The following is a 12,064-nucleotide window of genomic DNA, read 5'->3' as shown; positions in this document are numbered from 1 at the left end:
GAGAAGGGGAAGGTGACAGCATGCCCGGCGAGCAGCCGCATTTGTACCAGGTCATCGATGAGCGGTTCCGCACGGGCAGGTGCGCCGCGGGCGACTCGAAGCTGGAGCCCCTCTTCGAGGCCTGCCGCTGGGCCGAGGGCCCGGTCTACGTCCCGGCCGGGCGGTACCTGGTGTGGAGCGACATCCCCAACGACCGCCTGCTGCGCTGGGACGAGACCACCGGCACGGTCGGCGTGTTCCGCTCCCCCGCCGGTCACCCCAACGGCAACACTCTGGACAACGAGGGCCGCCTCGTCACCTGCGAGCAGGGCAACCACCGGGTCACCCGCACCGAGCACGACGGATCGGTCACCGTGATCGCCGAGCGCTTCGAGGGCAAGCGGCTCAACAGCCCGAACGACGCCGCCGTAAAGTCCGACGGCTCGATCTGGTTCTCCGACCCGGACTTCGGCATCACCAGCGACTACGAGGGCCACCGCGCCGACAGTGAGATCGGCGCCTGCAACGTCTACCGCGTGGACCCCGACAGCGGCGAGGTGCGGCTGGTCGCCGACGGCTTCGACGGCCCCAACGGCCTGGTCTTCTCCCCCGACGAGCGCCGGCTGTACGTCTCGGACAGCCGGGCCAACCGCATCCGCGTCTTCGACGTCCACGACGGCGGCACCCTCAGCGGCGGCGAGATCTTCGCCGAGGGCAGGACCGGCAGCTTCGACAACATCCGCTTCGACGACGCCGGTCGGCTCTGGGCCGCCGCCATGCACGACGGCGTGCACTGCTACGACCCGGACGGCACCCTCATCGGCCGCATCCTGGTCCCCGGCACCGTCGCCAACATCCGCTTCGGCGGCGCCAAACGGAACCGCATGTTCATCGCCGCCGACACCACGCTCTACTCCCTCGTCATGTCGGTCACCGGCACACCGCCGCTGCCGACGGCCCGCCGGAAGGATCAGACGTGACCGGCCTGGCGACATCCTGAGCGCCCGTCGGCCGGATCTCATCCCCGGCGTTGCATGATCATGCATTATGGCGCATAATCTTCCCATGTCCAAGGTTCTCACCTCCCTGCCCACCGGCGAGCGCGTCGGCATCGCCTTCTCCGGCGGACTCGACACGTCCGTCGCCGTCGCGTGGATGCGCGACAAGGGCGCCGTCCCGTGCACCTACACCGCCGACATCGGCCAGTACGACGAGCCCGACATCGCGTCCGTCCCCGGCCGGGCGTCGGCGTACGGCGCCGAGATCGCGCGTCTGGTCGACTGCCGCGCGGCGCTGGTCGAGGAGGGCCTGGCGGCGCTCGCGTGCGGCGCGTTCCACATCCGTTCCGGCGGGCGCGCGTACTTCAACACGACGCCGCTCGGCCGCGCCGTCACCGGCACCTTGCTGGTCCGCGCGATGCTCGAGGACGACGTGCAGATCTGGGGCGACGGCTCGACGTTCAAGGGCAACGACATCGAGCGGTTCTACCGCTACGGCCTGCTCGCCAACCCGCACCTGCGCATCTACAAGCCGTGGCTCGACGCGGACTTCGTCTCCGAGCTGGGCGGCCGCAAGGAGATGTCGGAGTGGCTGCTCGCCCACGGCCTCCCCTACCGCGACAGCACCGAGAAGGCCTACTCCACGGACGCCAACATCTGGGGCGCCACCCACGAGGCCAAAACCCTGGAGCACCTCGACACCGGCGTCGAGACCGTCACCCCGATCATGGGCGTGCGGTTCTGGGACCCGGAGGTCGAGATCGCCGCCGAGGACGTGACGATCGGCTTCGCGCAGGGCCGCCCCGTGACGATCAACGGCAAGGACTTCGCCACCCCGGTCGACCTGGTGATGGAGGCCAACGCCATCGGCGGCCGCCACGGCATGGGCATGTCCGACCAGATCGAGAACCGGGTGATCGAGGCCAAGAGCCGCGGCATCTACGAGGCGCCGGGCATGGCGCTGCTGCACGCCGCGTACGAGCGTCTGGTCAACGCGATCCACAACGAGGACACCGTCGCCCAGTACCACACCGAGGGCCGCCGCCTCGGCCGCCTGATGTACGAGGGCCGCTGGCTGGACCCGCAGGCGCTGATGATCCGCGAGTCGCTGCAGCGCTGGGTGGGCGCGGCGGTCACCGGAGAGGTGACGCTTCGGCTGCGGCGCGGCGAGGACTACTCGATCATGGACACCTGCGGCCCGGCGTTCAGTTACCACCCGGACAAGCTGTCCATGGAGCGCACCGAGGACTCGGCGTTCGGCCCGGTGGACCGGATCGGTCAGCTCACCATGCGCAACCTCGACATCGCCGACTCCCGCGCCCGGCTGGAGCAGTACGCCGATCTCGGCATCGTCGGCAACACGCAGGCGGCGCTCGTCGGTGCCGCCCAGGCCGCCTCGACGGGGCTGATCGGCGCGATGCCGCAGGGCGGCGCCGAGGTCATCGCCTCCCGCGGCAGGGTCGAGGGCGACGACGACCAGATGCTCGACCGCGCGGCGATGGAGTTCGGCACCGACTGAGCGGGACAACGGACCACGCGCCCTCTCCAGGGCCCCGCGCGAGGGACCGCGCCCCCAGGCCCCGCGGGAGGACCGAGCGCCCCCAGCGCCCGGGCGGGGGCTGACCTTACCCAGCCGCCATGCGGGGGCTGCCCCTCCCCGACCCCCGTGCGGAATACCAGGCGCCCCCAGGCCCCGTACAACCACCGGAGGCCCGCAGACCCACCACGAGGACCGAGCCCCCCCAGCACCCGCACGGGGAGACCGACCCTCCCCAGCCCGTGCGGGAGACCGGGCGCCCTCAGGCCCCGTGCGGGGACGCTGGGCACCCCCAGTCCCCGCGGGTGGTCGGGGGGCGCGTCCGGGGCGGGCCGACGGCCGGCAAGGCCGATGGGCCGCTCAGGGCATGACGCTGAATGTCGTCGGGACCGCAAACCCGGGTAGGACCACGACGTCACTGCAAGACTGCGCACCCGGGTGAGCGCGCTTGCCCATGCCCACTCGCGGCGCCGGGGGGCTATGCTCCCGCGACGGCGTGAGAGTTGACCTGAAGCACGCGTTGTACCGATCGAAGGAGTGGTGAGCCGTGTTCCGCAAGGTGCTGGTCGCCAACCGCGGCGAGATCGCGATCCGGGCGTTCCGCGCCGGCTATGAGCTGGGCGCGCGGACCGTCGCCGTCTTCCCGTACGAGGACCGCAACTCGCTGCACCGGCTGAAGGCCGACGAGGCCTACGAGATCGGCCGGCCGGGGCATCCGGTGCGGGCCTATCTCTCCGTCGAGGAGATCGTGCGCGCGGCGCGGCGAGCCGGAGCGGACGCGGTGTACCCGGGCTACGGGTTCCTGTCGGAGAATCCCGATCTGGCGCGCGCCTGTGAGGAGGCGGGCATCACCTTCGTCGGGCCGAGCGCCGAGACGCTGGAGCTGACCGGCAACAAGGCGCGTGCGGTGGCCGCCGCCCGCGCGGCGGGCGTGCCGGTGCTGGGCTCCTCGGCGCCGTCCACCGACGTGGACGAGTTGATCCGTGCCGCCGAGGGCATCGGCTTCCCCGTGTTCGTCAAGGCGGTCGCCGGTGGCGGCGGGCGTGGTATGCGACGGGTCGAGGACCCGGGACAGCTGCGTGAGTCGATCGAGGCTGCGTCCCGCGAGGCGGCCTCCGCGTTCGGCGACCCGACGGTCTTCCTGGAGAAGGCTGTTGTCGACCCCCGTCACATCGAGGTGCAGATCCTCGCCGACGGCCACGGCGACGTCATTCATCTCTTCGAGCGCGACTGCTCGGTCCAGCGCCGCCACCAGAAGGTCATCGAGCTGGCGCCCGCGCCGAACCTCGACCCGGCGCTGCGCGAGCGGATCTGCTCGGATGCCGTGCGGTTCGCCCGGGAGATCGGCTACCGCAACGCCGGCACCGTGGAGTTCCTGCTCGACCGCGACGGCAACCACGTCTTCATCGAGATGAACCCACGCATCCAGGTCGAGCACACGGTGACCGAGGAGGTCACCGACGTGGACCTGGTGCAGGCGCAGCTGCGCATCGCGGCCGATGAGAGGCTGGCCGACCTCGGGCTGTCGCAGGAGACGGTCACCCTGCGCGGCGCTGCCCTGCAGTGCCGTATCACCACCGAGGACCCGGCCAACGGCTTCCGCCCGGACACGGGCCGGATCAGTGCCTACCGCTCGCCGGGCGGTTCGGGCATCCGCCTGGACGGCGGTACCACGCACGCGGGTACGGAGATCAGCGCGCACTTCGACTCGATGCTGGTGAAACTCACGTGCCGGGGCCGGGATTTCCAGGCCGCGATCGGCCGGGCCCGGCGTGCCGTCGCCGAGTTCCGTATCCGCGGTGTCGCCACGAACATCCCGTTTCTGCAGGCCGTCCTGGACGATGCGGACTTCCGGGCAGGGCGGGTGACGACGTCGTTCATCGAGCAGCGTCCGCATCTGCTGACGGCGCGGAGTTCCGCCGACCGTGGCACCAAGCTGCTCACCTACCTCGCCGATGTGACGGTGAACAAGCCGCACGGCGAGCGCCCCGACCTCATCGAACCGGTCACCAAACTGCCGCCGCTGCCCGCCGGTGAGCCGCCCGCCGGCTCCCGGCAGCGGCTCGTCGCGCTCGGCCCGGAGGGCTTCGCCCGGTGGCTGCGCGAGTCGCCGACCATCGGCATCACCGACACCACCTTCCGCGACGCCCACCAGTCACTGCTCGCCACCCGGGTCCGCACCAAGGACCTCCTCGCCGTCGCCCCGGTCGTGGCACGGACCCTGCCCGAACTCCTCTCCCTGGAATGCTGGGGCGGCGCCACCTACGACGTCGCGCTGCGCTTCCTCGCCGAGGACCCCTGGGAACGCCTGGCCGCCCTGCGCGAGGCCGTGCCCAACGTCTGCCTCCAGATGCTGCTGCGCGGCCGCAACACCGTGGGCTACACGCCGTACCCGACCGAGGTCACCGACGCCTTCGTCCAGGAGGCCGCAACCACCGGCATCGACGTCTTCCGCATCTTCGACGCCCTCAACGACGTCGGCCAGATGCGCCCCGCCATCGACGCCGTACGGGAGACGGGCACGGCCGTCGCCGAGGTCGCTCTCTGCTACACCTCCGACCTGTCCGACCCGTCCGAACGCCTCTACACGCTCGACTACTACCTGCGCCTGGCCGAGCAGATCGTGAACGCGGGCGCCCATGTGCTCGCCGTCAAGGACATGGCCGGCCTGCTGCGCGCCCCGGCCGCCGCGACGCTGGTAGCGGCGCTGCGCAGCGAGTTCGACCTGCCGGTGCACATCCACACCCACGACACCGCGGGCGGCCAGCTCGCCACCTACCTCGCCGCGATCCAGGCGGGCGCGGACGCGGTGGACGGAGCGGTGGCCTCCATGGCGGGCACCACCTCGCAGCCGTCGCTGTCGGCGATCGTGGCCGCGACCGATCACTCCGCGCGGCCGACCGGCCTCGACCTCCAAGCGGTCGGCGACCTGGAGCCGTACTGGGAGAGCGTGCGCCGCGTCTACGCTCCGTTCGAGGCAGGCCTGGCCTCGCCGACTGGACGCGTCTACCACCACGAGATCCCCGGCGGGCAGCTCTCCAACCTGCGCACCCAGGCCGTCGCGCTGGGCCTCGGTGACCGCTTCGAGGAGATCGAGGCGATGTACGCCGCCGCCGACCGCATCCTCGGCCGTCTGGTGAAGGTCACCCCCTCCTCCAAGGTGGTCGGCGACCTCGCCCTGCACCTGGTCGGCGCCGGCGTCTCCCCCGAGGACTTCGAGGCGGACCCGGACCGCTACGACATCCCCGACTCCGTCGTCGGCTTCCTGCGCGGCGAGCTGGGCACCCCGCCCGGCGGCTGGCCGGAGCCGTTCCGCAGCAAGGCACTTCAGGGCCGGGCCGAGCCCAGGCCCGTGCAGGAACTGACCGCGGACGACCGCACGGGCCTGGTGAAGGACCGGCGGGCGACGCTCAACCGGCTGCTCTTCCCCGGGCCGACGCGCGAGTACGACAAGCACCGGCAGGCCTACGGCGACACCAGCGTGCTGGACAGCAAGGACTTCTTCTACGGCCTGCGCCCCGGCAAGGAGTACGCCGTCGACCTCGAACCGGGCGTGCGGCTGCTCATCGAGCTGGAGGCCGTCGCTGAGGCTGACGAGCGCGGGATGCGCACCGTGATGTCCACCCTGAACGGCCAGCTGCGGCCCATCCAGGTCCGAGACAACGCCGTGGCCTCCGACATCCCCGCGACGGAGAAGGCCGACCGGACCGATCCCGGCCATGTCGCCGCGCCGTTCGCCGGAGTGGTGACCCTCGCGGTCGTGGAGGGCGACGAGGTGGCGGCCGGCGCCACGGTGGCCACCATCGAGGCGATGAAGATGGAGGCCGCGATCACCGCCCCGAGGGCCGGGACGGTGTCGAGGCTGGCCATCAACCCCATCCAGCAGGTGGAGGGCGGTGACCTGCTCCTCCAGCTCACCTAGTGCCCGCCACTTCTTGTGCGCACCGTGGTCCAGCAGCACCAGGGGCGCGCGATCGGCGCCGGACGCGGGCGACCTGCTGGGCCGCCACCAACCTGGCCAACCACAACACCGCCCTCCCCGTCGGCCTCGCCCTGGACGTGAACCAGCGCTGCCACGCGCAGGACAGCCAGCGCGGCGCCCTGCCGACGCTGTATGCCGCCGAGGAGCTGACCGGCGTCACCTTCCCCGAACGGCTCCGGGTGAGACGAACGTCTGAACCTGCCGCGCGCGCAGTACCGTGAGCCCATGTGCGCTTTCTCGGTGCGGGACTTCTACGACGGCCTGGCCCCCGACTACCACCTGATCTTCCGGGACTGGGACACGAGCATGGCGCACCAGGCGACAGTCCTGAACGAGGTGGTGCGCCAGCGTCTGGGAACCGGACCTCATACGGTCCTGGACTGCTCGTGCGGGATCGGCACTCAGGCGATCGGGCTTGCCCTGCGCGGGCACGAGGTCGTCGGCAGCGACCTGAGCCCGCTCGCCGCCGCACGCGCCGCGGCCGAGGCGGCCGCCCGGGGCGCCCATCTCCCGGCGGCTGCCGCAGACATGCGTCGGCTGCCCTTTGCGTCATCCGCCTTCGACATCGTCGTCTGCGCCGACAACTCGCTCCTGCATCTGCTGACCGCGCAGGACGTCGAGGCGGCCCTTCTCGGCATGCGACGGGTACTCCGCGACGACGGACTGCTGATGATCACTGTGCGCGCTTACGACGAAGCCCGCACGACCAGACCCACAGCGACACCTCCACAGGTCACGGAGACTCCCGACGGCAAGGTGATCAGCTTTCAGCTGTGGCACTGGCACGAGGACGGCGAACACTACGACCTGGAGCACTTCCAGCTCGTCCCCGAGGCTGGCACCTGGACGGTCCGGCACCGCCGGACCACCTACTGGGCACTGACCCGCGCAGAGGTGACCCAGTTCGCGGCTGACGCCGGCTTCACCGACATCACCTGGCACAGCCCGGACTCCACCGGGTTCCACCAGCCCGTCCTCACCGCACACAGCGAGCGAACCGAATCCGTTTCAGGTGCGCTCCCCTGCCCCGGACCGCCGTGAAAACCTCGCCCCGCCACGGGTCCGCCACCACACCCACCAGCGGCTTCCCGTCGGGCTCCGCCAGCCCCAGCGAGAAGGAACACCAGCCGATTCCGTGCGCGTAGTTGGTCGTTCCGTCCACGGGATCGATCAGCCAGCGCGGCGCATCCGACGTCCCCTCCTCCACGCCGTACTCCTCGCCGTCGATCCCCCAGCCCGGGAACTCCCGCCGCAACACCGCCCGTACGCGCGCCTCGACCTCCTCGTCGGTGTCCGTGACGATGTCCGCGGGACTCGCCTTCTCCCGGACCGCACCCACCGGGCCCACGCCCGTGCCGCTCGCGCCGCGGATCGTCTCGGACGCCCACTCGGCCAGCTCCACGGCCACCCACAGAGCACGCTCGGCCGCATCCTCGGTCACAGCTCTTCACCACCCCGATCCCATCCTCACTGACGATCGCATGCACACCCCAGAGAGTGCAGAGTGCGCCCCCAGTGCGCTGGGCGCACGCCTGGCCGCCCGAACCACAGGTGTCGGCCCGAACGGAAGCCGACCGTCTTCAGCAGCAGGAGTGCGGGATGTGCTCCTGCCGGTGCCACCAGAAGCGGTCGTGGGCCGGTTGTCGGGGTACGTCGGGCAGGGCGGCGTTGCGGACGGTCGGCCCGCTCCGCTTCACCGCTGTCTCCAGCAGGTCCGCGACGGTATGCGGGGTGCCGCCGACGACGACCTGGCGTACGGCGGCCGCGGCCGCGATGTCCTTCGTCGGGTCGCCCTCCACCAGGACGAGGTCGGCGAGTTTGCCCGGCTCGACGGTGCCCAGGTGGTCGGACAGGCCCAGGGCGCGGGCGCCCTGGACGGTGGCGGAGCGCAGTGCCTCGTACGGGCTGACGCCGTGGCGGATCATGGTCTGCAGGTTGAGGTGGTAGTAGACGCCGGGCGGGACGAGCGGGCTGTCGGTGCCGACGGCGATGTGGGCGCCCTGGTCGATCAGGCGACACACGGTCTCGCCGTGCCGGGCGACGAAGGCGAGTTCGGCGGTCGGTTCGTCGGCCCGCGCCGCCTCGACGCCGTCGCGGAGCTCCGTGTACTCGGCGGCGGTCAGCAGTGAGGTGAGCCGCGGGTCGTCCAGGGCCCACTCGGCGTGGCGGTACAGGGCGGCACGGACTGCGGGCAGGCCGAGGCCGGACAGGCCGAAGGTGGGCGTGAACGCCATGCCGGACGCGGCGAGCGGGACGGTGACGTCCTGGTAGCTGTGGCCGAGATGGGTCTCCTTCTGCCGGCGGCCGTAGCGGCTGGTGCCTCCGATGTGCTCGACGCCGTCGGCGCCCATGCCGAGCGGGCCGAACAGGTAGTGGGACGTGGTGCGCAGGCCGACGCGGTGGGCGGCCTGGATCGCCCTGCGCTGCCGGGAGTACGGCAGCCGGACGTACGTCTTGACCATGTCGTGGCCGAGAGCGAGGGCCTTGCGGATCTCGCGGCGCAGTTGGTCGTCGTCGGTGATCGGGCGGGCGGAGGAGTAGTAGATGCGGGATCCGTCGACCATCTCGCCGGCGGTGAAGACGCGGGGCCCGGTGCGGCGGCCAGCGGCGAGGGTCTCCTTGGCCTCGACGGCGGCGTAGTGGGCGGTGCCGGGCGAGCGCAGCGCGGTGATGCCGAAGGACAGCCACAGGCGCATGAGTTCGTTCCGCTCCCAGGGGCCGTGCTCGTGCACGGCGACGAGGCCGGGCAGCACGGTGAGCCCGCGGGCGTCGACCACCTTGTCGCCGGGGCGCGTGCGGTGGGCCCCGCACGTGGTGACGGCGGCGATGCGGTGGCCGTCGAGGACGATGTCGACTTCGTGCCGCAGGACGGGGCCGGTGCCGTCCCAGAGGGCGCCGGCCTGGATGACCGTACGGCCGGTGGGCAGGGCCGGGCGCCAGGTGAGCCGGAGCGGGACCGCGGCGGGCCGGGCCCCGGGCTCGGCGGCCACCAGCCGGAGGTGGCCGTCGCAGAGGTAGAGCAGGGAGCCGGAGTCGCCGCTCCAGCTGGGAGCGTCGGCGGTCTCGGCGCTCACCTGGCGGGCGGTGCCGATGGTCCGGCCGGTGGCGTCGAGATCGCTGATGTGCAGGGTGCCGTTGGCTATGTACGCCGTCCTGGTGCCGTCGGGTGCGTGCACGGGGCCCGCGTCGATGCGGTTGGTGAGGGAGCCGCCGGGGAGGGGCTCGCTGTAGTGGGCCTCGCCGGTGGTGAGGTCGACGGTGAGGATCTGGTTGCGGCCCTCCCGGAAGCGCGGAGTGGCAGGGACGAGGACGGCGGCGGACAGCCGTTTGCCGTCGGCGGTGAAGGTGGGCCGGCCTGGGGCCTTCAATGGGCCGGCCACCTTGCGGACGGCGCCGCTGGTCAGGTCCAGGGTGGAGAGGGTGGTGCCGTCGGAGATGAAGGCGACGGCAGTGCCGTCCGGGCTGACGGTGGGTGCGGCGGCGGCCAGCCCGGTGTCGGTGAGGCGGCGCCGGGCTCCGGTGGCGAGATCGTGGCTCCACAGGGCGATGCCGCCGTCGCGGTCGCTGACATGGATGAGGGTGCGGCCGTCCGGGGACCACGCCGGATCCGTGTTGCGGTGGCCGTCGGCGACGACGGCCTCGGGGGCCCTGCCGCGGCGCATGAGCCACAGGTCGCCGAGGGCGCCGAAGGCGACGGCAGTGCCGTCCGGGGAGAGCGCGGGGCCGACGATGCCCTTGACCTGGCGGCTGCGGGTGCCGTCGAAGTCGCGCGCGGCGGGCCGTTCGGCGACCTTCGGCACGGTGACGCGGGCGCTGAACGGCACGTCTTTGACGGCGCCTTGGAGCGTACGGCGGCGGAGCTTGCCGTCGGCGGTGTAGAGGAGTTCCTCCGGCCCGGCCCAGCGGGCGGCGAACGGGAACACGTCCTCGCCGTCGTCGGTCAGCCGCTCGCCGTCGACGACCAAGGCCGTGCCGGTAGTGGTGAGGTGAACGTAGGCGAGGCGGCTGCCGTCGGGCGAGAGCGAGGGCCCCGCGAGGCGGCCCTCGGTGACGGTGGCGAGAGTGCGGCGACTGCCGTCGGCGCTGACCTGGTCGATGGCCTGCGGCGCGTCATCGGTCCCGGTGGTGAAGGCGATCGCCGTGCCGTCGGGCGTCCAGCACGGCTGGCCCTCCTGCGCGGTACCGGTGGTCCACACCGTGGTCACGCCGGCCTCGATGTCGATGACGTGGATCGCGTACCGGCCGCCGGTCTCGGCCGCGCAGGCGAGCCGGTCGCCGCCCGGCGAGAAGCGCGGCTCACGGTGGTCGGCGAAGCCGGAGGTGAGCTGCCGGCGTCCGCTGCCGTCGGCGTTCATCAGCCAGAGCTGGAAGGTGCCGCCGGTGTACGCCGTGTACACGATCCGCTCGCCGTCCGGCGAAAAGTCCGGCTCGCTCGCTTCCTCCTCCACGCTGGTCAGCGGTACGGCCTCGCCGCCGTCGGCGGGCAGCGCCCACACGATGTTCAGCAGGTCCAGGACGACGCGCTGCCCGTCCCGGGCAACTGCAACGGACGCGTTGGTCGCCTCCGTGACGGTCACGCCGACCGTCTGCGCGCCCGTCTCACCGTCCCCGGCCAAGGATGCCCACGCCGGGCTCCCCTGACCGCCCAACGCCCCTGCCGTCGCGGCGAGTCCGGCTCCCCGCTTGATGAGCGCACGCCGCGTCAGCCCCATTGGTCCACGCCTCTCCGTAGGGTTCGATGCACCCTACAGATGAGTACGGACCGGCGGAACAGGCCGTTCCGCTGTGTTCGCAGCGCGCAAACACCGCAAACACCTGTTTACACAGGTGAGTTGACGGCTCGCGGGCGGCCGCCGTGCCGCCGGCCGCCCTCTCTTCTCAAGGGGTCGCGTTGCCGGTACGAGCCTTCTTGGCGGTCTGGCGCGGCACCTCGGAGCCTTCCTTGAGGTCGGAAGCAAATACTTCGGCGGTTGCCTCGGCGGCAATGCCGCTCAGGTCTTCGTTGATTTCGTGGGCTACTCGCCTGGCGTCCAGCGCCAGCTTTACGGACTACTTGACAGTCCCTCGAATAACCTTCTTGATAAGGGGCGCGGAAGCTTAGCCCCCAAAAGGGTCGCCTCACCAGGATGATCCATGATTTTCACTCTTTCGGGTACACCCTTACTTCAGTCGATCTTTACCGCCACAACGTGACCTACTGTGCAGTTCGGGCAGGATATGCGCCATCCTCCGAGTTTGCATTGAGCCAGGAGTTCATCATGGAAAATTCTGCAACTGGCGAGGCAGCTGCTGCGAGTGAACCCACGATGGAGAAAATTCTGTACTCCGCTGAATTGCGGCATGAAAAAGGAAAGTGCACGCTCACCATCAACGACCACCTGCACGGCAACGTGGAGGTCTACGTGGTGCCGAAGAGCGCCGTGCAAAAACTCCCGTTCTATCTTGCGATGGTCAGGAGCAAACTCGCTTGAGCAGTAATTCGGGTCTTCGAATTTAGGCGGGGAGGGGTCCTCGCTGGCCGTGCCGCTGACTGCGGAGCGTGACTGCCGCGCGGGAGGCCGGACCTGA

General features: G+C 71.1%; 9 protein-coding genes. 6 read left to right on the top strand and 3 right to left on the bottom strand.

What is annotated here, in order from left to right; all coding sequences use genetic code 11:
• Positions 1 to 20: 20 nt before the first annotated feature.
• From H8R17_RS33045 to H8R17_RS33025, 5 genes are all read left to right on the top strand, one after another.
• Positions 21 to 959: an SMP-30/gluconolactonase/LRE family protein gene (locus tag H8R17_RS33045; RefSeq protein ID WP_187826899.1), complete on the top strand. Its 939-nt coding sequence runs from the start codon at positions 21 to 23 to the stop codon at positions 957 to 959.
• A gap of 85 nt (positions 960 to 1,044) precedes the next feature.
• Complete coding sequence (gene argG, locus H8R17_RS33040; RefSeq protein ID WP_187826898.1) at positions 1,045 to 2,496, top strand: argininosuccinate synthase; 1,452 nt, start codon at positions 1,045 to 1,047, stop codon at positions 2,494 to 2,496.
• Between the two features lie 565 nt (positions 2,497 to 3,061).
• Entirely contained in the window at positions 3,062 to 6,436 is a 3,375-nt protein-coding gene (locus H8R17_RS33035; protein WP_187826897.1) for a pyruvate carboxylase, read from the top strand.
• Positions 6,436 to 6,717 (top strand): hypothetical protein, encoded by a 282-nt coding sequence (locus H8R17_RS33030; protein WP_187826896.1) that lies wholly within the window; start codon positions 6,436 to 6,438, stop codon positions 6,715 to 6,717. The genes H8R17_RS33035 and H8R17_RS33030 overlap by 1 nt, the downstream gene beginning before the upstream one ends.
• Before the next feature lie 4 nt (positions 6,718 to 6,721).
• The gene (locus H8R17_RS33025; RefSeq protein WP_187826895.1) at positions 6,722 to 7,537 is read left to right on the top strand and encodes a class I SAM-dependent methyltransferase; all 816 of its coding nucleotides are present in this window, start codon (positions 6,722 to 6,724) and stop codon (positions 7,535 to 7,537) included.
• Here H8R17_RS33025 and H8R17_RS33020 read toward each other — a convergent pair.
• The 3 genes from H8R17_RS33020 to H8R17_RS33010 all read right to left on the bottom strand — a co-directional run bounded on the left by H8R17_RS33020 (position 7,473) and on the right by H8R17_RS33010 (position 11,536).
• On the bottom strand, positions 7,473 to 7,937 hold the full coding sequence (locus H8R17_RS33020) for an inositol monophosphatase family protein (protein ID WP_316959601.1): 465 nt from the start codon (positions 7,935 to 7,937) through the stop codon (positions 7,473 to 7,475). The genes H8R17_RS33025 and H8R17_RS33020 overlap by 65 nt on opposite strands.
• A 139-nt stretch (positions 7,938 to 8,076) precedes the next feature.
• Positions 8,077 to 11,208, bottom strand: a complete 3,132-nt coding sequence (locus tag H8R17_RS33015; protein WP_187826894.1) for an amidohydrolase family protein — start codon at positions 11,206 to 11,208, stop codon at positions 8,077 to 8,079.
• 166 nt (positions 11,209 to 11,374) lie between these two features.
• Positions 11,375 to 11,536, bottom strand: a complete 162-nt coding sequence (locus H8R17_RS33010; protein WP_223125769.1) for a DUF5132 domain-containing protein — start codon at positions 11,534 to 11,536, stop codon at positions 11,375 to 11,377.
• 149 nt (positions 11,537 to 11,685) lie between these two features.
• Here H8R17_RS33010 and H8R17_RS33005 point away from each other — a divergent pair, with 149 nt between their 5' ends.
• Positions 11,686 to 11,967 (top strand): hypothetical protein, encoded by a 282-nt coding sequence (locus tag H8R17_RS33005; RefSeq protein WP_223125767.1) that lies wholly within the window; start codon positions 11,686 to 11,688, stop codon positions 11,965 to 11,967.
• Positions 11,968 to 12,064: the final 97 nt, after the last annotated feature.

Source organism: Streptomyces sp. TRM68367 (assembly GCF_014495685.1).
GTDB lineage: Bacteria > Actinomycetota > Actinomycetes > Streptomycetales > Streptomycetaceae > Streptomyces.
This window is presented reverse-complemented; position numbering and strand designations above follow the sequence as displayed.

What these genes read in the sequence shown, in the direction of transcription:
- H8R17_RS33045 (WP_187826899.1), top strand. Translation starts at nt 21, where the DNA reads ATGCCCGGCGAGCAGCCGCATTTGTACCAGGTCATCGATGAGCGGTTC.
- argG (WP_187826898.1), top strand. Translation starts at nt 1,045, where the DNA reads ATGTCCAAGGTTCTCACCTCCCTGCCCACCGGCGAGCGCGTCGGCATC.
- H8R17_RS33025 (WP_187826895.1), top strand. Translation starts at nt 6,722, where the DNA reads ATGTGCGCTTTCTCGGTGCGGGACTTCTACGACGGCCTGGCCCCCGAC.
- H8R17_RS33015 (WP_187826894.1), bottom strand. Translation starts at nt 11,208, where the DNA reads ATGGGGCTGACGCGGCGTGCGCTCATCAAGCGGGGAGCCGGACTCGCC.